19 protein-coding genes are annotated in these 21,668 nt (G+C 60.5%); 9 read left to right on the top strand and 10 right to left on the bottom strand.

Translation table 11 applies throughout. The annotated features are described in order from the left end of the window. The first annotated feature begins 138 nt into the window (after positions 1-138). From C3Y91_RS22085 to C3Y91_RS22075, 3 genes are all read left to right on the top strand, one after another. Positions 139-1,167 (top strand): LacI family DNA-binding transcriptional regulator, encoded by a 1,029-nt coding sequence (locus C3Y91_RS22085; protein WP_075224561.1) that lies wholly within the window; start codon positions 139-141, stop codon positions 1,165-1,167. A gap of 73 nt (positions 1,168-1,240) precedes the next feature. After that, positions 1,241-2,356 (top strand): DNA alkylation repair protein, encoded by a 1,116-nt coding sequence (locus tag C3Y91_RS22080; protein WP_024319456.1) that lies wholly within the window; start codon positions 1,241-1,243, stop codon positions 2,354-2,356. Between the two features lie 247 nt (positions 2,357-2,603). Then, positions 2,604-4,325 carry a DEAD/DEAH box helicase gene (locus tag C3Y91_RS22075; protein ID WP_024319455.1) on the top strand — a complete coding sequence of 574 codons (1,722 nt, stop codon included), beginning with the start codon at positions 2,604-2,606 and terminating at the stop codon, positions 4,323-4,325. A gap of 56 nt (positions 4,326-4,381) precedes the next feature. Here the strand turns inward: C3Y91_RS22075 and C3Y91_RS22070 are convergent, their stop codons facing one another. Continuing rightward, complete coding sequence (locus tag C3Y91_RS22070) at positions 4,382-5,284, bottom strand: DMT family transporter (protein ID WP_018495267.1); 903 nt, start codon at positions 5,282-5,284, stop codon at positions 4,382-4,384. 383 nt (positions 5,285-5,667) lie between these two features. Here C3Y91_RS22070 and C3Y91_RS22065 point away from each other — a divergent pair, with 383 nt between their 5' ends. From C3Y91_RS22065 to C3Y91_RS22055, 3 genes are read left to right on the top strand one after another with little or no spacing between them, the layout of a single operon-like run. Next, the gene (locus C3Y91_RS22065; RefSeq protein WP_168575789.1) at positions 5,668-7,077 is read left to right on the top strand and encodes a circularly permuted type 2 ATP-grasp protein; all 1,410 of its coding nucleotides are present in this window, start codon (positions 5,668-5,670) and stop codon (positions 7,075-7,077) included. Beyond that, entirely contained in the window at positions 7,077-8,018 is a 942-nt protein-coding gene (locus C3Y91_RS22060; RefSeq protein WP_168575788.1) for an alpha-E domain-containing protein, read from the top strand. The genes C3Y91_RS22065 and C3Y91_RS22060 overlap by 1 nt, the downstream gene beginning before the upstream one ends. A 12-nt stretch (positions 8,019-8,030) precedes the next feature. Next, positions 8,031-8,855 carry a transglutaminase family protein gene (locus C3Y91_RS22055; RefSeq protein WP_168575787.1) on the top strand — a complete coding sequence of 275 codons (825 nt, stop codon included), beginning with the start codon at positions 8,031-8,033 and terminating at the stop codon, positions 8,853-8,855. Between the two features lie 228 nt (positions 8,856-9,083). On the opposite strand, the gene C3Y91_RS22050 is transcribed toward C3Y91_RS22055, so the two are convergent. From C3Y91_RS22050 to chvE, 8 genes are all read right to left on the bottom strand, one after another. After that, positions 9,084-9,494: a type II toxin-antitoxin system VapC family toxin gene (locus tag C3Y91_RS22050; protein ID WP_017965460.1), complete on the bottom strand. Its 411-nt coding sequence runs from the start codon at positions 9,492-9,494 to the stop codon at positions 9,084-9,086. Continuing rightward, positions 9,491-9,733, bottom strand: a complete 243-nt coding sequence (locus C3Y91_RS22045; protein ID WP_024319453.1) for a type II toxin-antitoxin system Phd/YefM family antitoxin — start codon at positions 9,731-9,733, stop codon at positions 9,491-9,493. The genes C3Y91_RS22050 and C3Y91_RS22045 overlap by 4 nt, the downstream gene beginning before the upstream one ends. Positions 9,734-9,854: 121 nt before the next feature. Beyond that, the gene (gene araD / locus C3Y91_RS22040; protein WP_018073838.1) at positions 9,855-11,594 is read right to left on the bottom strand and encodes an L-arabinonate dehydratase; all 1,740 of its coding nucleotides are present in this window, start codon (positions 11,592-11,594) and stop codon (positions 9,855-9,857) included. 62 nt (positions 11,595-11,656) lie between these two features. After that, the gene (locus tag C3Y91_RS22035) at positions 11,657-13,090 is read right to left on the bottom strand and encodes an aldehyde dehydrogenase family protein (RefSeq protein WP_024319452.1); all 1,434 of its coding nucleotides are present in this window, start codon (positions 13,088-13,090) and stop codon (positions 11,657-11,659) included. A 71-nt stretch (positions 13,091-13,161) separates the two neighbouring features. After that, positions 13,162-14,157 (bottom strand): AraD1 family protein, encoded by a 996-nt coding sequence (gene araD1, locus C3Y91_RS22030; RefSeq protein WP_026238650.1) that lies wholly within the window; start codon positions 14,155-14,157, stop codon positions 13,162-13,164. 105 nt (positions 14,158-14,262) lie between these two features. After that, entirely contained in the window at positions 14,263-15,474 is a 1,212-nt protein-coding gene (mmsB, locus tag C3Y91_RS22025) for a multiple monosaccharide ABC transporter permease (protein ID WP_003561801.1), read from the bottom strand. After that, on the bottom strand, positions 15,471-17,009 hold the full coding sequence (mmsA, locus tag C3Y91_RS22020) for a multiple monosaccharide ABC transporter ATP-binding protein (protein WP_024319450.1): 1,539 nt from the start codon (positions 17,007-17,009) through the stop codon (positions 15,471-15,473). The genes mmsB and mmsA overlap by 4 nt, the downstream gene beginning before the upstream one ends. A gap of 92 nt (positions 17,010-17,101) precedes the next feature. Then, positions 17,102-18,166: a multiple monosaccharide ABC transporter substrate-binding protein gene (gene chvE, locus C3Y91_RS22015; protein ID WP_003561803.1), complete on the bottom strand. Its 1,065-nt coding sequence runs from the start codon at positions 18,164-18,166 to the stop codon at positions 17,102-17,104. A gap of 270 nt (positions 18,167-18,436) precedes the next feature. Here chvE and C3Y91_RS22010 point away from each other — a divergent pair, with 270 nt between their 5' ends. Further along, positions 18,437-19,441, top strand: a complete 1,005-nt coding sequence (locus tag C3Y91_RS22010) for a LysR family transcriptional regulator (protein WP_130701092.1) — start codon at positions 18,437-18,439, stop codon at positions 19,439-19,441. Positions 19,442-19,600: 159 nt separating this feature from the next. After that, a complete protein-coding gene (locus C3Y91_RS22005; protein WP_024319448.1) occupies positions 19,601-20,071 on the top strand; it encodes a hypothetical protein in 471 nt (156 codons plus the stop codon). Here the strand turns inward: C3Y91_RS22005 and C3Y91_RS22000 are convergent, their stop codons facing one another. Beyond that, positions 20,072-20,353 carry a hypothetical protein gene (locus tag C3Y91_RS22000; RefSeq protein WP_024319447.1) on the bottom strand — a complete coding sequence of 94 codons (282 nt, stop codon included), beginning with the start codon at positions 20,351-20,353 and terminating at the stop codon, positions 20,072-20,074. 314 nt (positions 20,354-20,667) lie between these two features. Here C3Y91_RS22000 and iolG point away from each other — a divergent pair, with 314 nt between their 5' ends. Further along, positions 20,668-21,660 (top strand): inositol 2-dehydrogenase, encoded by a 993-nt coding sequence (gene iolG, locus C3Y91_RS21995; RefSeq protein WP_027689236.1) that lies wholly within the window; start codon positions 20,668-20,670, stop codon positions 21,658-21,660. Positions 21,661-21,668: the final 8 nt, after the last annotated feature.

The raw sequence follows: 21,668 nt of genomic DNA, 5'->3' as shown, positions 1-21,668 counted from the left end.
CGGTTCATTCGCGACCGATATAGGATCGTTTACGGGAACGTTCCCACTATCGTTCTCGAATTCTCTGGAGTCAATATCTTTTTTGGTGCATGCTCAGAATGGCGACGGCCGATTGCCGACTCGAATGGAAAAGGCTCAATGAATTCAAAGACGGATGAAGTTCCGGGACAGACCCGCGTCACTATTCACGGCGTCGCTGCCGCAGCCGGTGTCTCCAAATCTACCGTGTCCCGCATACTGGACGAGAGGCTTCCCCGCTCCGACAGCGAGACCGCGCGGCGCGTGCGCAAGGTTGCCGAAGAGCTCGGATACGTTCGGGATGTTTCCGCAGCGAGCCTCAGGCGCGGCAACACGATGACAATCGGGGTGATCGTGCCCAGGCTGACGGATACGGTCATGGCCATGCTTTATGAAGCACTGGCCAAGGCCTGCAGCCGTAGTGGCCGCTTCGCGATTGTCGCAACGACCGACGACAAGCCAAAGGCAGACCGGCTTGCGGCCGGGTCTCTGCTGAAACGCGGTGTCGATGGTCTGATTCTTTCGACAGCGCGGGAAGACGATGACTTTCCGGACGAGCTGGCAAAACGCGGTATTCCTTATGTCCTCGCACTCCGGACGGATGGCCACAGCCTCTCGTCGGTCGGCGATGACAGGCTCGGTGGGTACCTCGCCGCCCGCCACCTCCTCGATCTCGGCCATCGCAGAATTGGCGTCATCGCCGGTCCATCCTATGCCTCCAGTTCGCGGGGCCGAGTGGAGGGTTTCCGCCACGCCCTGGAAGAAGCTGGATTGAAGGCAGACCCCTCATACATCATTCCCTCGACATTCGGCATCGAGTCCGGTGCGGTAGCCGTCGAGACACTGATGCATCTTAGTCCGCGCCCAACCGCTATTTTCGCCGTCAACGACAATACCGCCATCGGCGCCTTGTCGGGACTGACGAAACTTGGCCTTTCCGTGCCGCAGGACATCTCGATCGTAGGCTATAATGACATTCCGATTGTCAGCCACCTCCCCACGCCGCTCACGACGTTGCGGGTGCCGTTTGAGCAAATTGCATCAAACGCCCTTGATCTTCTTGCCGGTGACAACAGCCCTGCCGACGAGCGTATTCGGATCTCGGCCCCAACCCTCATTCCAAGGAAATCGACGGCACCGATACGCTAAAGCTCGCACCACGCAGACCATGCTGCCCTCATGCGGGCCGCATGCGGCGGTCGCATAGAGAGGAAGGACCAGCATGCCGGAACCGCTCAAGAACCTGCTGCATGAGGCATTGGTCGGCGATATGGCCGATCGCATTTCCGGCAACGCGCCGACTTTCGATAAAAACCGCTTCGTGACCCTGGCGACCGAGGGCCTCACCGCGCTGGAGCTGATGGAGCGCTCGGCTCTGATCCGCGACGCGCTGTTTGCCACCCTTCCCGGTGATTTCCGAGAGGCTGCAGCCATGCTCAAGGCGAGCCTGCCCGCCGCCGACAGGCCGGGGCTCTCCGGCTGGATGCTGCTGCCGGTCAATCAGTTCATCGCCGCACGCGGCCCCGATCATTTCGATCTCGGTCTCGATCTCCTGAAGGCGCTGACGCCGCATTTCACGGCCGAATACGGCATCCGCCCCTTTATCCACCGTGACCAGCAGCGCGCGCTGGCGATCATTTCCGGCTGGGTCGACGATCCCGATCAGCATGTGCGCCGGCTGGCGAGCGAGGGAACGCGGCCGCGCCTGCCCTGGGCGATGCGCCTGCCGCAGCTCGTGCAGGATCCGGCGCCGATCCTGCCCATCCTGACCGCGCTGATGGATGATCCGGAGGAATATGTGCGCCGCTCCGTGGCCAACAGCCTGAACGACGTCGCCAAGGATCACCCGGATCTGGTCGCCGCCTTCATCGCCGGCCATATCGACGGCGCTTCACCCGAACGCCGCTGGCTGCTGAAACACGCCTCGCGCACGCTTCTGAAGAAGGGCCACGCGCAGGCGCTCGCCAATTTCGGCTTCGGCGTGGCCGCTTCGCTCGAATGCGAACTGCGGATCCAGAATGTAGAGGTGATGTTCGGCGCAGGACTGGATTTCGAAATCCGGGTGACGAATGCCGGCGAGATCACTCAATCGCTGATGATCGACTATGCCATCCACCATATGAAGGGCGACGGTTCGCTCTCACCCAAGGTCTTCAAGTGCAAGACGATAATGCTTGCTCCCGGGCAAAGCCACGCGATTGAGCGCCGCCACGCCATGCGGCCGATCACCACGCGGCGCTATTATCCCGGCGAACATCGCATTACCATCATCGTCAACGGCGCAGAGATAGCATCGCAAAGCTTCGTCCTCTTCATGCCCTCAGCTGACCCGGGCTGAGGCTTTCTTGTGCACTGCACTTGACTTTCCACGCGAACTAGCCCAAATGCGGGTCAGCTTTCACCCTTCCGGCCGCCGCGTGAGCGTGCCCCTGCTGAAAAATACAGATGCAGGAAGAAGGGACAAAAGCGCATTTCGATAGAGTGCCGCACTCCCCATGAGCGGCCAGAAGCGCTGGAAAGCTTTTTCCAACTCACAAGTTCCCACTTCACGCGGGGTTCTTGACGCCAGAATGAAACCGGATCGCATGGTGCGTTCCGGCGACAGTCGTTGTGGCGCCCCGAAAGGTTTTGCCTTGACTAATTTTGAATCGCTTGGTGTCTCCAAGCCGATCGTCGCTACTTTGTTCCAGCTCGGCATCGAAACGCCGACGCCGATCCAGGAACATTCAATTCCTCTCCTCCTCGAAGGCCGCGACCTGATCGGCCTTGCCCAGACCGGCACCGGCAAGACGGCCGCTTTCGGCCTGCCGCTGATCGAAAAGCTACTCGCCGATGAACGGCGTCCCGACAACCGCACGACGCGGACGCTGATTCTCGCCCCGACCCGCGAACTGGTGAACCAGATCGCCGAGAGCCTGAAGAAGTTCATCCGCAAGTCGCCGCTGCGCATCAATGTCGTCGTTGGCGGCGTTTCGATCAACAAGCAGCAGCTTCAGCTCGAAAAAGGCACCGACATCCTCGTCGCCACACCGGGCCGCCTGCTCGACCTCGTCAATCGCCGCGCGATCACGCTGACTGCGGTTCGTTATCTCGTGCTCGACGAAGCCGACCAGATGCTCGACCTCGGCTTCGTGCATGATCTGCGCAAGATCGCCAAGATGGTGCCGAAGAAGCGCCAGACCATGCTCTTCTCGGCCACCATGCCGAAGGCGATTGCCGATCTTGCCGGCGAATATCTCGTCGATCCCGTCAAGGTCGAAGTCACGCCCCCGGGCAAGGCTGCCGACAAGGTCGAGCAGTACGTCCATTTCGTCGCCGGCAAAAACGACAAGACGGAACTGCTCCGCAAGTCGCTGACCGAAAACCCTGATGGCCGCGCCATGGTCTTCCTGCGCACCAAGCATGGTGCCGAGAAGCTGATGAAGCATCTCGAAAACATCGGCTACTCCGTCGCTTCGATCCACGGCAACAAGAGCCAGGGTCAGCGCGAGCGGGCGCTGAAGGCTTTCCGCGACGGCAGCGTCAAGACGCTGATCGCCACCGACGTCGCCGCCCGCGGCATCGACATCCCGGCTGTCAGCCACGTCTACAATTACGATCTGCCTGAAGTGCCTGACGCCTATGTCCATCGCATCGGCCGCACCGCGCGCGCCGGCCGCGACGGCATCGCCATCGCCTTCTGCGCTCCCGATGAAGCCAGGCTGCTGCGTGATATCGAGCGCCTGATGGGCATCGACATCACTGTCGCAAGCGGTGAAGCTCCGGCAAACATGAACGGCGCGCCCCGTCGCGCCAACGGCAACGGCAACAACCGCAATCGCAATGGCGGCCAGGGTCGCGAAGGTCAGGGTCGCGGCGAAGGCCGCGGTGACCAGAACCGTTCGGAGCATCGCGGCAGCCGTCAGGAACGCCGCCCGCGCCGCGAAGGTGAAGGCAGTGAAGTCCGCGCCGGCGGCGAAGAGCGTCGTCCACGTCCGGAGCGCCCGACCGGCCGCAATGAGGATTTCCGTGGCCAGCGCCGCGGCGAAGCGGCCCCGAATCTCGGTCCTGACAACGATCTGGCCTCGACCTCCGACTTCCGCCCCTCGGCAAAGCCGCAGCGTCCTGCGCACGCCAATGGCGAACCGAGCGGCCATCACCGCGGCAACAGCCGCCACGCCCATGGCCGTCCGGCCCGCAAGCATGGCGAAGACCGCGGCCCGCAGCAGGCCCAGGCCGGCGAACCGCGCCGGGACGGCAACGGCGGCAATCGTCGCGGTGGCTCCGGCTCCCGCAACGGCGGCGGCCAGCGCCGCGAACGCGCCTGATCGTTGAACGACTGAAAAACGGAAAGGCCGGGGATATCTCCGGCCTTTTTTGTTATCTACGCCTCCGCAGGCCTATGCTCGCTGAACGCCTTGCGGTTCGTGAGATAGACGCCTGTCACGACCACCACGGTGCCGACGATCAACGGCAGGGTCAGCGGTTCTCCGAAGGCGATGAAGGCTTCGAGAGCGACCGCTGGCGGCATCAGATAGATCAGCGAGGCGGCGCGCGACACCTGGCCGCGGCGGATCAGATGAAGCAGAAGCCCGACGCCGCCCATCGACAGACCGAAGACCGACCAGGCGAGCGCGCCATAGGCCTGCTTGGTGCCGTCGAAGTGCTGATGCTCGAAGATCAGCGAAAGCGGCAGGGTGAGGATCAGCGCGCCGATATATTGCAAAGTCGCGATGGTTCTGAGGTCGCCGGATTGCAGGTGCTTCTTCTGATAGAGCGTGCCGTAGGTGACGGACGCCATGGCGACGAGGTTGATCGCCAGCGGCAGGCCTGCATGTGTGAGATCGGCGGTCGCCGGACCGAGCAGCTTCGGCGAAATGGCAATGGCAATGCCGATAAAGCCAAGGGCAAGGCCGAGTTTCTGCGCCTGCTGCAGCCGCTCGCCGATGAGGAAGGGAGCTGCCATTGCCGTCAGCAGCGGCTGCAGCGCCGCGATGATGCCCGATATGCCGGCCGGCACGCCATTGGCGATGGCCCACCAGAGACCGGCGAGATAGAAGCCATGCAGGAAGAAGCCGGAATAGATGGCGCGCAGCGCCGTCGCCCGACTTTTCGGCCATTGCGCCCGCACCACCAGGCAGAGCGCCAGGAATGCCGCCGCCGACAGCGCGTAACGTATCGAAAGAAAGGTGAAGGGCTCGGAATGCAGCGAGGCGTATTTCGCCACCACCCAGCCCGTGGACCAGAGGAGGACGAAAACGGCGGGGGCAAGGCGATCAAGGGACATGGGGCGGCTCGGGAGAGAGGGGTCCGCCGTGCTGATAGCCCCACCCGGCCACTGCAGTCAAAAGCGAAGCGTTGATGCTTATCTGAAATTTCGCTGATCGCAGAGAGCCGATGGCAGTTTTGCCAGCTGGTGGTTTACCACCAAGGGCGGCCAGCCTCGCGCACATGACCATATTCAACCGCCTTGACCGAACGAAAAATGATCACATGCTCAGATTTTGCGCAAGCCTGCAGGTCGATCATCCGCCACGCCGCACCGCATCGCTTTAAATGCCCAGATTTTCACCCATTTCCCGCAGCGCAAAATCTTTTGCTCGAACTGCGCATGGTTCTTGCATTGCCATTTGCGTTGTATTCAAATGAACAAAAAGGGGAGCCGCGCTTTTGGCATTTGATGAAATGATTACCGGGGACGAAAGTCCTCGCCCGCCTTACGAAAAATACTTCGAGTGGTACAACAGCCAAGACCGGGCGCATCTGATTGCCAAGTCCCGCGATGCGGAAAACATCTTCCGGAAGACAGGCATCACCTTCGCGGTCTACGGCCATGCCGACAGTTCCGAAAAGCTCATCCCCTTCGACATCATTCCCCGCATTATCTCCGCCCGCGAGTGGCGCAAGCTCGCCCAGGGCATCGAGCAGCGGGTGATCGCACTGAACGCCTTTCTGGACGATATCTACCACAAGCAGGAGATTATCCGCGCCGGCCGCATCCCGCGCGAGCTGATCGAGAACAACGTCACCTTCATCCCCGAGATGATCGGCTTCCGGCCACCCGGCGGCGTCTATACCCATATCGTCGGCACCGACATCGTGCGCACCGGAGAGGACCAGTTTTACGTCCTGGAGGATAATGCCCGCACGCCCTCCGGTGTCAGCTACATGCTGGAAAACCGGGAAACCATGATGCAGATGTTCCCGGAGCTCTTCCACGAGAACAAGGTCCAGCGCGTCGAGGATTATCCCTATCTGCTGCGTCAGAGCCTCGCCTCGCTCGCCCCTCCCGGCTGCAAGGGCAAGCCGCGCGTCGCCGTGCTGACGCCGGGCATCTACAATTCCGCCTATTACGAGCATTCCTTCCTCGCCGACATGATGGGCGTCGAACTGGTCGAGGGCGCGGATCTGCGCGTCATCGACGGCAAGGTGAAGATGAGGACGACACGCGGTTACGAGGCGATCGACGTGCTCTACCGCCGGGTCGACGACGACTTCCTCGATCCCCTGACCTTCCGGGCCGATTCCGCGCTCGGTATTCCCGGCATCATGGATGTCTACCGCTCCGGCAACATCACCATCGCCAATGCGCCAGGCACCGGCATTTGCGACGACAAGGCGATCTATTCCTATATGCCCGAGATCGTCGAATTCTATACCGGCCGCAAGGCGCTGCTCGAAAACGTGCCGACTTGGCGCTGTTCGGAAGCCGACAGCCTGAAATATGTGCTGGAACACCTGGAAGACCTCGTCGTCAAGGAGGTACACGGCTCCGGCGGCTACGGCATGCTGGTCGGCCCGACAGCATCGAAGAAGGAGCGCGCCGATTTCGCCGAGAAGCTGAAGGCCAAGCCGAACAATTACATCGCTCAGCCGACGCTGTCGCTCTCCACCGTGCCGATCCTCGTCAACAAGGGCATTGCTCCGCGCCACGTCGACCTTCGCCCCTATGTGCTTGTATCCGACAAGGTGCAGATCATTCCGGGCGGGCTCACCCGTGTAGCGCTGAAGCAAGGCTCGCTGGTGGTCAATTCCAGCCAGGGCGGCGGCACCAAAGACACTTGGGTATTGGAGGACTGATGCTCGGAAGAACAGCAAACGGCCTCTACTGGATGTTTCGCTACATCGAGCGCGCCGAAAATATAGCCCGCCTGATCGATGCGGGGTTGCGCATGTCGCTGACCCGCAGCAGCAACGGCGATGACAATTGGGATGGCGTTCTACAAAGTGCGGGCGTGCGCGAGGCTTATGACGAAGGCCACAACAAGCTGACCAACGCCGACGCGATCGACTATCTCCTGCGTGATCGCACCAATCCGTCGAGCGTCATGTCTTGCATCGATTCCGGCCGCAACAATGCCCGTATGGTGCGCACGGCACTGACGCGGGAGACCTGGGAAGCGACCAACGAATGCTGGATCGACTTGAAGTCGCTGCTCGAAAAGCGCGTCAAGGCGGCCGAAATGCCAGAGGTGATCGATGTCATCAAGCGCCGCGCCGGCCTCATCCGCGGCGCCTTCCATGGTTCGACGCTGCGCAACGAGCTCTATAATTTTGCCCGCATCGGCACCTTCATCGAGCGAGCCGACAATACCAGCCGCATTCTCGACGTGAAATATTATGTGCTGCTGCCCTCGGTTTCATCAGTCGGTTCCTCTCTCGACAACGTCCAGTGGGAATCAATCCTGCGCTCGGTCTCGGCGCACCGCGCCTATAGCTGGGCCTATGACGGCGAATACCGGGCGATGAACATCGCCGACTTCCTGACCCTCAATGTCCAGATGCCGCGCTCGCTTGCCTATTGCTACGAGAAGATCGTCAGCAATCTCGGCTATCTCGCCCAGGATTACGAGGAGCGGCTTCCTGCCCACGATACCGCGGATTCAATCCGCAAGACACTGCAGACAAGGGCGATCCGGGATATCATGGATCAGGGCCTGCACGAGTTTCTGGAGGATTTCGTCTCGCGCAATAACAAGCTCGGCGCGGAAATTTCCGACGGCTACCGGTTCTATGCATAAGCGGATAACAATATGAGATTGAAGATCAGCCACCTCACCGAATACCGCTACGACGGACCGACCCAGTTCTCGCTGCAAAGGCTGCGGCTGACGCCGCCGACCAGCCCCGCTCAGAAAGTGCTCGGCTGGGCGCTGAACGTCGAAGGCGCCACGCCCGAAGTGGAATATGACGACCAGTACGGCAATCACGTTAATCTGGTCTCGCTGGAAGGCGAACAGGATGTGACGCGCATCCTCGCCGAAGGCGCGGTCGAGACGGAGGACAACAACGGCGTCACCGGCCCGCATACCGGCTTCTGCCCGCTTTGGCTCTTCCTGCGCGACACGCCATTGACCAAGGGCGGCAAGCTCGTCAAGGAACTGATCAAGGACGTCGGTGGCGATAACGAGCTTGCCCGGATGCACGCGCTGATGGCCGCAATCCACGAGACGGTCGACTATAAGCCCGGCACCAGCAACACCGAGACGACGGCCGAACAGGCGCTGGAGAAGAAGAGCGGTGTCTGCCAGGACCACGCGCATATTTTCATTGCCGCCGCCCGCACCCTGCAGGTGCCGGCGCGTTACATCTCTGGCTATTTGATGATGGAAGAAAAGATCGAACAGGCTGCGACCCATGCATGGGCCGAGGCCCATATTCCCGGCCTCGGCTGGGTCGGCTTCGATCCCGCCAATGAGATCTGCCCGGATGCGCGCTACATCAGAGTCGCCTCCGGTCTCTGCTATCGCGATGCCGCGCCGATTTCAGGCATGCGCATCGGCACGCCGGGCGAAACGCTGTCGGTCACCGTGAAGGTCGAGGACGGCGGACAGATGCAAAGCCAGAGCCAGAGCTGAGCGTACAGATAGCTTTACCGCACCCTGCGAAGGGCCGATAGAATAGCTGCCGAGCTCGCCGCGAAACCAACATGTTGGACTTGAATATAGAGACGGACGGTCCCGAAATTCCGCCTGCTTCCGGCGTGTGGCGCTGGCGGTCTCAAACGGCAAGAGCGGGATTGTTTTGGGCCGCCGGATCACCATGGCCCCGTCCCAAGACAGCAACTTGACGGCTCCACCCAAAGCCTACCCCGCTGCAAGAACCTGGAGGTGCCCGCGCGCGCCGTAGCTGAGGATCGCCTGGTCGGCCGTAAGTAACGGGACGCGATGAAAGCGGGCTGTTGCAGCGATGATGCGGTCGGCAGGGTCGGCATGAAACTCGCCAGGCAGCCGAACGCTGTCTATCGCGATGGAAGGCTCAATCGGTGCGAGCTGGATACCGGGCAGAGACAATGCGCTATCGATCCATCGACCGACATCGTCGCCGAGCGCCAGGCGTCCCTTCTGAACAAGCAAGGCGATTTCCCAAGGTGTAATCGCCGAAACCAGGATCCGGCTTTTCTCCGTCATCTCGTCGATGATGCGCCGGGCTTGTGATCCGAGGCGCGCATCGTCCTGCATTGCCCAGACGAGGATATGCGTGTCGATGACGATCAACGAACGGCGTCCCAATCTTCTGCTTCAGCAGCCGGAGACAGCGGATCGTCATAGCGCAATACGCTGCCCTTCATCGCGCCAATGATACTTCTGCGTCCGCTGGTGTCAGGTGCCGGCGAAAGTACGGCAACCGGCCTGCCGCGCTTGGTGATGACGATAGATTCGTCGTCCTTCCCCATCTGATCGATAAGGTTCAGACATTTCGCCTTGAACTCGGCTGCACCAACGGTCCTAGACATGACCATATCTCCTGTACATTTATACAGAATATAACGCCATTTCTTCATTTTGAACAAGTGCAAAGAAAAAGACGGGGTGATGCCCCGCCTTTCATCGATTTCTAATCCTGGATTTACGTTGTCAGTGGCTGTCCTTGCCGACCGCGTTTCCACGACATCCCTTGAGGAAGTCGAGATCGGCGCCAGTATCAGCCCCCTCGACATGCTGCTGATGCAGGAAGGCATAGCCTGATGTGGGCAGATCATGGTTCGGCTGCCATTCGGCAAGCCGCCGCGCCAGTTCCTCATCGGAAATGTCGAGATGCAGCCGACGGTTCGGCACATCCAGCTCGATCATGTCGCCGTTTTTCACGACCGCCAGCGGCCCGCCGACAGCCGCTTCCGGCGATGTATGCAGCACGACGGTACCGTAGGCCGTTCCGGACATGCGGGCGTCGGAAATGCGCACCATGTCGAGGATGCCCTTCTTGAGCACCTTGGGCGGCAGCCCCATATTGCCGACCTCCGCCATCCCGGGATAGCCCTTCGGCCCACAGTTCTTCATGACCATGATGCAGGTTTCGTCGATATCGAGGTTATCGTCGTTGATCTTGGCCTTGTAGTCGTCGATGTCCTCGAACACGACAGCCCTGCCCCGGTGCACCAGAAGATGCGGCGAAGCCGCTGAAGGCTTCAACACCGCGCCCTTCGGCGCGAGATTGCCGCGCAGCACGACGATGCCGCCCGAAGCTGTCAGCGCCTTTTCGGCCGGCAGGATAACGTCTTCGTTCCAATTGACGACGTCCTTGACCTCGTCCCAGACGGTTTCGCCGGATACCGTCAGCGCATCCTTGTGCAAGAGACCCGCCTCGCCGAGGCGCTTCAGAACCACCGGCAGGCCGCCGGCATAGAAGAACTCCTCCATCAGGTACTTGCCCGACGGCATCAGGTTGACGATGGTCGGCACGTCACGGCCACAGCGGTCCCAGTCGTCAAGCGAAAGATCGATGCCGACACGGCCGGCGATGGCGAGCAGGTGGATGACGGCATTGGTCGAACCGCCGATGGCCGCGTTGGTGCGGATGGCATTCTCGAAGGCTTGCTTCGTCATGATCTCGGAGGGCTTCAGGTCGTCCTTGACCATCTGCACGATACGCCGGCCGGTAAGCTGCGCCATGACCTTCCGGCGGGAATCGACGCCCGGGATAGCGGCGTTGCCGGAGAGCGCCATGCCGAGCGCCTCGGCCATGGAAGCCATGGTCGAGGCCGTGCCCATGGTGTTGCAGGTGCCCGACGAACGGCTCATCGAGGCCTCGGCCTCGAGGAATTCGGCCTGCGTCATCTCCCCGGCCTTCACCATTTCGGAAAACTTCCACAGATGCGTGCCCGAGCCGACCCGTTCGCCACGAAAATAGCCGTTCAGCATCGGCCCGCCGGTGACGACGATCGAAGGCAGGTCGCAGGAAGCCGCCCCCATGATAAGCGACGGCGTGGTCTTGTCGCAGCCGACCAGCAGTACGCACCCATCCATCGGTTGGCCGCGGATCGCCTCCTCCACCGCGAGCGCGGCAAGGTTGCGGTACATCATCGCGGTCGGGCGGAAGGTGTTTTCGGATGCCGAGAACACCGGCACCTCAAGCGGGAAACCGCCAGCCTCCCATACGCCCGCCTTGACCTTCTCGGCGAGCTCTCTGAGATGACCGTTGCACGGGGTCATATCCGACCAGGTGTTGAGGATGCCGATCACCGGCCGGCCGTCGAACAGGTCGTGGGGATAACCCTGGTTCTTAAGCCAGCCGCGGTGATAGATCACGTCGCGGCTCGTACCGCCGTACCATTCCTGCGACCTCAGCTTGCGCGGCCATTCCGCTTTCTTTTTCATAGTCTCTATCCTTCAGGATGTCGCCAGACCGCCTCGTACGGCCTGGGGTCATCGCCTTTGTCTCAAGCCAACGTGTAGGCGGTCTTGACGGTTGTGTAGAATTCGGCGGCGTATTTGCCCTGCTCGCGCGGACCGTAGGACGAACCCTTGCGGCCGCCGAACGGCACGTGGAAATCGACGCCTGCCGTCGGCAGGTTCACCATCACCATGCCGGCCTCAGAATTGCGCTTGAAGTGCGTCGCATGTTTCAGGCTCGTCGTGGCGATGCCGGCCGAAAGGCCGAACGGCGTATCGTTAGCGATGGCAAGCGCCTCGTCGTAATCCTTCGCCCGGATCACCGACACCACAGGCCCGAAGATCTCCTCGCGCGAAATCCGCATCTGGTTGGTCGCCTCGGTAAACAGCGTCGGCTGCAGGTAGAAGCCGGGCGTGTCGCGCGAGATAACCTCGCCGCCGAAGGCGAGTTTGGCGCCTTCCGACTTGCCAATATCGATATAGTCGGTATCGGTCTTCAACTGCCGCTCATCGACGACAGGGCCGATATGAGTGCCGGCCTTCAGGGCGTTGTCGACGACCAGCGTCTTCAGCTTGTCGGTGAGTGCTGCGACGAACTTGTCGTGAATGCCTTCGGTGACGATCAGGCGCGAAGAGGCTGTGCAGCGCTGGCCGGTCGAGAAGAAGCCGGAATTGGCGGCTGCCTCGACGGCGACGTTGAGATCGGCATCGTCAAGCACGACCATCGGGTTCTTGCCGCCCATTTCCAGCTGGAACTTGCGGTTATGCTCGATGGAGGCGGCGGCGACACGTCTGCCGGTGCCGGTGGAACCGGTGAAGGTGATGCCGTGAACGTCGGGGCTTTCGAGCATGGCCTGGCCGACCACCGAGCCCTTGCCCATGACGAGGTTCAGCACGCCCTTCGGCAGGCCGGCGCGGTGCAGGATATCGACGATCGCCCAGGAACAGGCGGGCACCAGTTCGGCCGGCTTGAAGACGATGGTGTTGCCGTAGCAGAGTGCCGGCGCGATCTTCCAGGCGGGAATGGCGATCGGGAAGTTCCACGGCGTGATGATGCCGATGACGCCGAGAGCCTCGCGGGTAATCTCGATGCCGATATTCGGGCGAACCGACGGGAGAACCTCTCCGGCCAGCCGCAGCGCCTCGCCAGCAAAGAATTCGAAAATCTGCGAAGCGCGGATAACCTCGCCGGTCGCTTCCGGCAGCGTCTTGCCTTCTTCGCGGGCAAGCAGCGCGCCCAGTTCGTCCTTGCGCGCCATGATCTCGTCGCCAGCCTTCTTCAGGATGACGTGGCGCTCCCAGATGCCCGAGCGCGACCAGACCGGGAAAGCGGCCTTGGCGGCAGCGATGGCGTTTCTCGTGTCATCAGCGCTGCCGTCGGCATAGAGGCCGACGACTTCGTTCGTATCCGACGGGTTGATATTCTTCGTCGCGTTCGAGCCGACCCATTCGCCGGCGATCAGGTTTTGATAAATGGTCATGGGCTTAACAAGCCTCCTTTACCCGTTTACGAGCAACGATCCGGCCGCCAAATGCGGCCAGGTCTTGAATTTCAGAGCTGCCTGACGGCGATCTCTTCCTCGGCCGCCACCTTCAGCGGATTGCGGAGCGGCAGGCCGAATTCGCCGACCTCGATCTCGAAGACGTCGCCCTCTTCGGTCTTGACGCCATCGGCAAAGGAAAGGGTCGCCGTGCCGAACATATGGACGTGAACATCGCCTGGAGCACGGAAGAGGCCATATTTGAAATGGTGATATTCCAGATTGGCGAAGGTGTGCGACATGTTCGCTTCACCGGACAGGAACGGCTTTTCGAAGATCACCTTATCGCCGCGCTTGATGCGCGAGGTGCCGCGAATATCTTCCGGGGCCGCGCCGACACGGATTTCCGGGCCGAAGCTTGCCGGACGCAGCTTCGAATGGGCGAGATAGAGATAGTTAATCCGCTCGGTGACGTGATCGGAAAATTCGTTCGACAGCGCAAAGCCGATGCGGAAGGGCGAGCCGTCCTTGGCGATCACATAAATGCCGGCCATTTCAGGCTCTTCGCCGCCATCGAGCGCGAAGGAAGGCGAAACCAGCGGCGCGCCAGGGGCAGCGGCGCCATAGCCGTTACCCTTGTAGAACCATTCGGGCTGAACACCCTTTTCGCCAGCCTTCGGCTTGCCGTTCTCGAGGCCCATCTTGAACATCTTCATCGAGTCCGTGAGGGTTTCCTCGGCGGCTTCGGTGGTCTTCTTGTGCATCGAATCGCGCGTTGCCGCCGAGCCCAAATGTGTCAGGCCAGTGCCGGTCAGATGCAGGTGCGCGGCATCGGGATGGGTGATCGGCGGCAGGAAGCGGCCTTCCGCATAGGCCTTTTCAAGATCGACCGCATCTCCGTAGCCATGCGCTTCGATGACTGAGGCAAGGGACTTGCCGCCGTCTGCGGCCTCCATCGCCAGCGCATAGACGCTGACGGCGTTCTTGACCGACTTGGCATCGCCGCCCGGCTCGCGCACGGCGACGATGATCTCTCCGTTTGCACCCTTGATCTGTGAAATAAGCACGTTACTCATCCTTTTCCTTTGGCGATGGCACAGCTACGCCTCTCCGGCTCCATGCGGAGCCGGAATTCAGGTTTCATATGACTGCGAGCGGGTGCCGAGCTAAGCTCAGCCCTTGTTCTTATTGTAAACGTCGAAGAACACGGCAGCGAGAAGCACCGCACCCTTGACCATCTGCTGCGAGTCGGTGCCGAGACCGTGGATCGACATGCCGTTGTTCATGATGCCCATGATCAGAGCGCCGATAACAGCGCCGGTCACCTTGCCTACGCCGCCCTGGGCGGATGCGCCGCCGATGAAGCAGGCCGCGATCACGTCGAGTTCAAGACCAAAGCCGCCCTTGGCCGTCGCCGAGTTGAGACGCAGGGCAACGATCAGGCCGGCCAGTCCGGCAAGCAGGCCCATGTTTGCGAACGTCAGGAAGGTCAGCCGCTCGGTGTTGATACCGGAAAGCTTCGTCGCCTTCTCATTGCCGCCCATGGCGTAGATGCGGCGGCCGATCGTCGTGCGGCGGGTAATGAAGGCATAGGCAGCCACCAGAACAAGCATGACCATAAGCACATTCGGGAAGCCGCGATAGATCGACAGCTGGTAGCCGAGCGCCAGAATAGCGAGGGTGACGAGGGCGTTCTGGGCGAGGAAAAAGCCCAGCGGCTCGACGTCATTGCCATGCTTTTCATTCGATAGACGCTTGCGCCATGCCAGATAGAAGAGGGTTACGGCGCCAACGACGGTCAGAATGATCGAGGTCGAGTTGATGCCGCCCATATCGAAAGCGTTCGGCAGGAAGCCGATGCTGATCAGCTGGAATGCCGGCGGGAAAGGACCGATGCTGGTGCCGGTCCCCGATGCCGTCATCACGAACAGCGTCAGGCCGCGGAAGACCAGCATGCCGGCCAGCGTGACGATGAAGGACGGGATCTTGTGATAAGCGACGAAATAGCCCTGGATGCCGCCGACAAGCGCGCCCATGGCGAGGCAGACGATACCCGCCAGGACATAGTTGGTGTGCCATTGCACCGTCATCACGCCGGCGATAGCGCCGATAAAGCCGACGACGGATCCCACCGAAAGATCGATATGGCCGGCAACAATCACCAGCAGCATGCCGAGCGCCATGATGACGATGAACGAGTTCTGCAGAATGATGTTTGTCAGGTTGAGCGGCCTGAAGAGAACGCCACCGGTCGAAAACTGGAAGAACACCATGATCGCGATAAGCGCGATAAACATGCCATATTCGCGGATGTTGCCGCGAACGTAGTCTCCGATGGAGACGACACGCCCTTGCTCAGCGATGGGTTGATTGATCGGCGTCATTGTTTCTTCTCCCCTGAGCGCATGATAGCGCGCATGATGGTTTCCTGGCTTGCTTCTCCCTTCGGCAGTTCCGCGACGATGCGCCCTTCGTTCATCACGTAGATGCGGTCACACGTGCCGAGCAGTTCGGGCATTTCCGACGAGATCATCAGAACGCCCTTTCCATCGGCGGCAAGCTGGTTGATGATAGTATAGATTTCGTATTTTGCGCCAACATCGATGCCGCGCGTCGGCTCGTCGAGGATCAAAATATCGGGATTGGAGAACAGCCATTTCGACAGCACCACCTTCTGCTGGTTGCCGCCGGAAAGATTGACCGTCTCCTGGAAAATGCTGGAGGAACGGATACGCAACTTCGACCGATAGTCGGTCGCAACCCGCGCTTCCTTAAAGCTGTCGATAACGGACGCATTCGACACCGCCGCCAAATTGACGAGCGTCGTATTGTGCAGGATCGTGTCATTGAGCACGAGGCCGAGCTGCTTGCGGTCTTCGGTGACGTAGGCGAGCCCTGCATCGATTGCCTTGCGCACGGTGCTGACGTCGACCGGCTTGCCGTGCATCAGCGCCTCGCCCGAAACCTTGTGGCCATAGGCCTTGCCGAAGAGGCTCATGGCGAATTCGGTGCGCCCTGCCCCCATCAGGCCGGCGATGCCAACGACTTCGCCCTTGCGGACGGTGACGTTGATATTGTGCAGGACCTGACGATCGCGGTGCTGCTGGTGGTAGGCGTTCCAGTTCTTCACTTCGAGAATGGTTTCGCCGATCGGCACCGAACGCGGCGGATAGCGGTCTTCAAGATCGCGGCCGACCATGTTGCGGATGATGATATCTTCGCTGATCTCGTCCGCATGACAGTCGAGCGTCTTGACGGTCATCCCGTCGCGCAGGACGGTGATCTGGTCGGCGACCTTGCGGATCTCGTTCAGCTTATGGGAAATGATGATCGAAGTGATGCCCTGCTTGCGGAACTCGATCAGCAGATTGAGGAGAGCGTCGGAATCGCGTTCATTGAGCGAGGCTGTGGGTTCGTCGAGGATGAGCAGCTTGACGCTCTTCGAGAGGGCCTTGGCGATCTCGACGAGTTGCTGCTTGCCGACGCCGATATCGGTGACCAGCGTGTTCGGAGATTCGGACAGGCCTACTTTCTTCAGCAGCTGCTTCGTGCGGTTGAATGTCTCGTCCCAGCTGATGACGCCGCTCTTGGCATTCTCGTTGCCAAGGAAGATGTTTTCGCCGATCGACAGCAACGGCACGAGCGCCAGTTCCTGGTGAATGATGACGATGCCGATTTCTTCGGAGTCCTTCAGGACCTTGAAGTTGCGCGTCTCGCCTTCATAGACGATATCGCCTTCATAGCTTCCTGTCGGATAGACGCCTGATAGCACCTTCATCAGGGTCGATTTGCCGGCCCCGTTTTCGCCCACCAATGCGTGGATCTCACCCTGGCGAACCTTGAGGTTCACATTCTCCAGCGCCTTGACGCCCGGGAACGTCTTGGTGATGCTCCGCATTTCGAGGATTGTATTGTCCATAGTCAAAGTTCCAGCGCCTGCAGCCGTCAACCAGCCGGGCGATCATAAAATCGAAGACCGGAACCCGCAAGCGCGGGCTCCGGTCCTTCTCATTACTTCAGCTTGTCTTCAGAGTAGTAACCGCTGTCGACGAGGATCTGCTTGTAGTTGGTCTTGTCGACGGCAACCGGCTTCAGCAGATAGGACGGAACGACCTTGACGCCGTTGTCGTAGGTCTTCGTGTCGTTGACCTCAGGCTCCTTGCCGGACATCACGGCATCGACCATGGCAACGGTGACCTTGGCGAGTTCGCGGGTGTCCTTGAAGATCGTCGAGTGCTGTTCGCCAGCAATGATCGACTTGACCGACGGGATTTCAGCGTCCTGACCGGTGACGATCGGCAGCGGCTGAGCCGCAGTACCGTAACCAACGCCCTTCAGCGAGGAGATGATACCTATGGACAGACCGTCGTAAGGCGACAGAACGGCATCGACCTTGGCGTCGGTGTAGTTGGCCGAGAGCAGGTTGTCCATGCGGGCCTGGGCCGTTGCCGGATCCCAACGCAGCGTGCCGACCTTGTCCATGCCGGTCTGGCCGGACTTCACGACGAGCTTGCCGCTGTCGATGTAGGGCTGCAGGACGGACATTGCGCCATCATAGAAGAAGAAGGCGTTGTTGTCGTCCGGCGAACCGCCGAACAGTTCGATGTTGAACGGGCCCTTGCCATCCTTGAGGCCGAGGCCGTCAACGATGGAGCCAGCCTGCAGAACGCCGACCTGGAAGTTGTCGAAGGTGGCGTAGTAGTCGACGTTGCCCGAATCGCGGATCAGACGGTCATAAGCGATGACCTTGATGCCGGCGTCGTGTGCCTTCTGGAGAACGTCGGAAAGCGTCGTGCCGTCGATCGAAGCGATGACGAGAACCTTGGCACCCTTGGTGACCATGTTTTCGATCTGCGAAAGCTGGTTCGGAATGTCGTCGTCGCCATACTGCAGGTCAGTGCCGTAACCGGCAGCCTGCAGCTGCTTGACGATGTTGTTGCCGTCGTCGATCCAGCGGGCAGAAGCCTTGGTCGGCATCGCAATACCGACAGTGCCCTTATCCGCGGCCAGAGCCGGTGCAACGAACGAAGCGACGCCGAAGGCAGCCGCGGCCATCAATGAGATAATGGATTTCATTTCTCTCTCCCTTGTTAATAAGCAGCGGACGAAAAATCGCCCGCCCCGAAACTGTGGCAGGTTCCGTATTGGATAGTTACTTCAGATGGTGAGAAACGAAGTAGGTCTCCTCCACGATCTCACACGTGTTGAGTGCCAACCAGCACACGGCGGCAAACTGGTATGGATTCCTATAACTGTCAAATAGAATAAGTGCTAACGTGCATAACAATTTTGGTATATCGTTAAAAAGTATTACTTTTGATGGAGCGCAGCGAGGAGGCTGCAACCATGACGGTTATTTCTGAGCCATTTTTGATGGATCACGTCGATATCCACAGCGATAATTTCGGCGATGACGGCCTTTTGCGTGCAGGACTTAAGCTGAATCACCTGCGCATGATCGTCGCAATCGAAGATAGTGGACAGATTTCCGCAGCTGCGGAAGTCCTGAACATTTCGCAGCCCGCCGCATCGCGCATGTTGTCCGAAATGGAATCGATCACCAAGACGTCGCTCTATGAGCGCGTGGCCCGAGGCGTGGTGCTGACGACCTTCGGCGCAGCGCTCGCCCGAAGGGCTCGAAAGATCCTCCTGGAGCTGCGCGAGGCGAGCCGCGAGATCGGTGAATTGAAAAGCGGCAAGGGCGGCTCGGTCTTCATCGGCGCGGTGACGGCGCCGGCCATGAGCCTCGTCGTTCCGGCAATCAACAAGGTGCGCAAGGCCTATCCGGGCATCGAGATCAACATCCAGGTGGAGACGAGCAACGTGCTTGCCCGCGAGCTGCTCGCCGCCCGCCATGACTTCATCATCGGTCGCATTCCCGATGATCTCAACCCGCGCCTGTTCGAGGTGACGGAGATCGGCATCGAACGGGCTTGCCTGATCGTGCGCAGCCGCCATCCACTCATGAAGCAGAAGACGAGCAGCCTCTCCGACGTCAGGGATTACGATTGGGTGTTCCAGCCGCCGGGCACGCTGTTGCGCCGCACGATCGAGGACGTTTTCCTGTCGCGTGGCGTGGCCCTGCCCGAAAACATCGTCAACACCTCCTCGCTGCTTCTGACCTGCGCCATCATCTGCGAAACCGATGCGATCGCTCCCGTTGCCGTCGACGTCGCCCAGTTCCTTGCCAGCCAGGGCTCGAATGCCTCTGATGTGCGCATGCTGCCGATCGATTTCGACATCAATGTCAAACCCTACAGCATGATCACGGCCAGGGAACGGGCGCTGCCGCCGAGTGCACGGCTGCTCTACGACATCATCCTCGAGGAGAGCCACAAGCAGGCCGGCTGACGACAGCCGCAAGCCCTGCGCCATCTTGCTCTCTTCTAATGCGCCTCGAGCAATTCCAGCAAAAGTGTGCAGCGGTTTTGCGTCCGGAATTGCGTGAACAACAAGATAGAGCATTTCCGTGATTCGAAGAAAAACGGATATGCTCTCAAGGTAGGCGGGATGCTGTTCGGACAATCGGTATTTCAATCAGTCCTCGAGCGGCTGAAGGCGGAGGACGAGACGGCCGAAGACGCCGAAGTGCCGACCGTCCATCGCGTCTCCGGTCTTGGCACCGGCCTTGCCTTCGATGTCATGGAGGGCGTCTCAGTCGCCTCGCAGCGCGTCGGCCAAGCCTATTTCGACAATCTGGATCTCGATGACGCCGCTGGGGTCGTGGAGAAACCGGCGCCTGCGCCTCCAGCCGAGCCCGTCATGCCGGATCATCTCGTCCGCACGACACCGCAGGAGGTTGCCGCCGAACTGGCGATCTCCGCCGCCGATACGCTGCTGACACTCCGTGAGAAGCGCCGAGCCTTCGCGCGCGCCAATCATCCCGATGGCGTAGAATTGCCCTTCCGTGACAATGCGACGAAGCGCATGATGCTGGCCAATCTGCTGATCGACGAAGCGCTGCGGCGATTGAGCCGCTGACTATTCCGCCTGCCCGTCCTTCGAAGATTTTTCAGCGGCCGCCGCGGGTTCGTCCTCGTCCTCGGCGTCAGGCTGCACGGGCGGCTCGATGGCCGGAGGCTGCGGATTGAAGGTCCAGAACAGCATATAGAAGGAATAGGCGCCTGCCCCGCCTGCCAGCACCGCCCAGAACGGATCGCCGGTGACAAGTTCGACCACGGCCCAGCCGAAGCAAACGGCAACGATGGCAATCCGCACCCAGAGGCGCCGATATGCCGGATGATTCGGATCGATGAGTTTCATTCCTGCCCCGCGGTCGCATTTGTCGCACGGCCTTCGGCCCGTGCCGCGATTGTCTCTAGAGCCTTTCCTGGTCAGATTAAAGTATTCTCTTGGCTGAAAGGCCGGGCATCTTTCCGCCAGGATCGGAGGCGATCGGCTCTGCCCTGACCAAAATCTGCTCCGGCAGAATACTTCAATCCGACCATGAAAGGCTCTGGTTCGAATCTTGCAAATGTGAAAGATCCGCGGGCTTGACGCGGTCCACAGAAGATGGAATGAAAATTCCAGAATTTTGGCAATTCGGTTTATTTGTTCCGAATTCAAGGGAGGTTAAAATGACAGTGAGATTTGGTCTTCTCGGCGCCGGCCGCATCGGCAAGGTCCATGCAAAGGCCGTCAGCGGCGACGCCAATGCGACGCTCGTCGCGGTCGCCGACGCCTTTCCGCAGGCTGCCGAAGCGATCGCCTCCGCCTATGGCTGCGAAGTCCGCACCATCGAGGCAATCGAGGCAGCCAAGGATATCGACGCCGTCGTCATCTGCACGCCGACAGATACCCATGCCGATCTGATCGAACGCTTCGCCCGCGCCGGCAAGGCGATCTTCTGCGAAAAGCCGATCGATCTCGACGTCGCCCGCGTCAAGGCCTGCATCAAGGTGGTGGAAGAGACCGGCGCCAAGCTGATGGTCGGCTTCAACCGCCGCTTCGACCCGCATTTCATGGCGGTGCGCAAAGTCATCGACGAAGGCAAGATCGGCGATGTCGAGATGGTGACGATCACCTCGCGCGACCCCGGCGCCCCGCCGGTCGACTATATCAAGCGCTCCGGCGGTATCTTCCGCGACATGACGATCCACGATTTCGACATGGCCCGCTTCCTGCTCGGCGAAGAACCGGTGTCGGTTTTCGCGACCGCTGCAGTTCTCGTCGACAAGGCGATCGGCGAAGCTGGTGACTATGACAGCGTCTCGGTGATCCTGCAGACGAAATCCGGCAAGCAGGCCATCATATCCAACTCCCGCCGCGCGACCTATGGCTACGACCAGCGCATCGAGGCACACGGCTCCAAGGGCCTCGTCTCGGCCGAAAACCAGCGCCCTGTTTCGATCGAGGTCGCAAACGGCGAAGGCTACACCCGCCCACCGCTGCACGATTTCTTCATGACCCGCTATACCGAAGCCTATGCCAACGAGATCGCCAGCTTCATCGCCGCGATCGAGAAGGGTTCGAAGATCTCGCCTTCCGGTGCCGATGGTCTCGCAGCGCTGGCACTCGCCGATGCCGCGGTCCAGTCCGTCAAGGAAGGCAAGCTCATCAAGATCGGCTGACGGCTCTC

Source organism: Rhizobium ruizarguesonis, assembly GCF_012349115.1.
Taxonomy (GTDB): domain Bacteria; phylum Pseudomonadota; class Alphaproteobacteria; order Rhizobiales; family Rhizobiaceae; genus Rhizobium; species Rhizobium ruizarguesonis.
The sequence above is the reverse complement of the archived record's forward strand: the minus strand, read 5'-3'. Positions and strand labels throughout refer to the sequence as shown.

Coding starts and splice junctions, on each gene's coding strand:
- C3Y91_RS22085 (WP_075224561.1), top strand. CDS start 139: ATGAATTCAAAGACGGATGAAGTTCCGGGACAGACCCGCGTCACTATT.
- C3Y91_RS22080 (WP_024319456.1), top strand. CDS start 1,241: ATGCCGGAACCGCTCAAGAACCTGCTGCATGAGGCATTGGTCGGCGAT.
- C3Y91_RS22075 (WP_024319455.1), top strand. CDS start 2,604: ATGGTGCGTTCCGGCGACAGTCGTTGTGGCGCCCCGAAAGGTTTTGCC.
- C3Y91_RS22070 (WP_018495267.1), bottom strand. CDS start 5,284: ATGTCCCTTGATCGCCTTGCCCCCGCCGTTTTCGTCCTCCTCTGGTCC.
- C3Y91_RS22060 (WP_168575788.1), top strand. CDS start 7,077: ATGCTCGGAAGAACAGCAAACGGCCTCTACTGGATGTTTCGCTACATC.
- C3Y91_RS22055 (WP_168575787.1), top strand. CDS start 8,031: ATGAGATTGAAGATCAGCCACCTCACCGAATACCGCTACGACGGACCG.
- C3Y91_RS22045 (WP_024319453.1), bottom strand. CDS start 9,733: ATGTCTAGGACCGTTGGTGCAGCCGAGTTCAAGGCGAAATGTCTGAAC.
- araD (WP_018073838.1), bottom strand. CDS start 11,594: ATGAAAAAGAAAGCGGAATGGCCGCGCAAGCTGAGGTCGCAGGAATGG.
- C3Y91_RS22035 (WP_024319452.1), bottom strand. CDS start 13,090: ATGACCATTTATCAAAACCTGATCGCCGGCGAATGGGTCGGCTCGAAC.
- mmsB (WP_003561801.1), bottom strand. CDS start 15,474: ATGACGCCGATCAATCAACCCATCGCTGAGCAAGGGCGTGTCGTCTCC.
- mmsA (WP_024319450.1), bottom strand. CDS start 17,009: ATGGACAATACAATCCTCGAAATGCGGAGCATCACCAAGACGTTCCCG.
- chvE (WP_003561803.1), bottom strand. CDS start 18,166: ATGAAATCCATTATCTCATTGATGGCCGCGGCTGCCTTCGGCGTCGCT.
- C3Y91_RS22010 (WP_130701092.1), top strand. CDS start 18,437: ATGACGGTTATTTCTGAGCCATTTTTGATGGATCACGTCGATATCCAC.
- C3Y91_RS22005 (WP_024319448.1), top strand. CDS start 19,601: ATGCTGTTCGGACAATCGGTATTTCAATCAGTCCTCGAGCGGCTGAAG.
- C3Y91_RS22000 (WP_024319447.1), bottom strand. CDS start 20,353: ATGAAACTCATCGATCCGAATCATCCGGCATATCGGCGCCTCTGGGTG.
- iolG (WP_027689236.1), top strand. CDS start 20,668: ATGACAGTGAGATTTGGTCTTCTCGGCGCCGGCCGCATCGGCAAGGTC.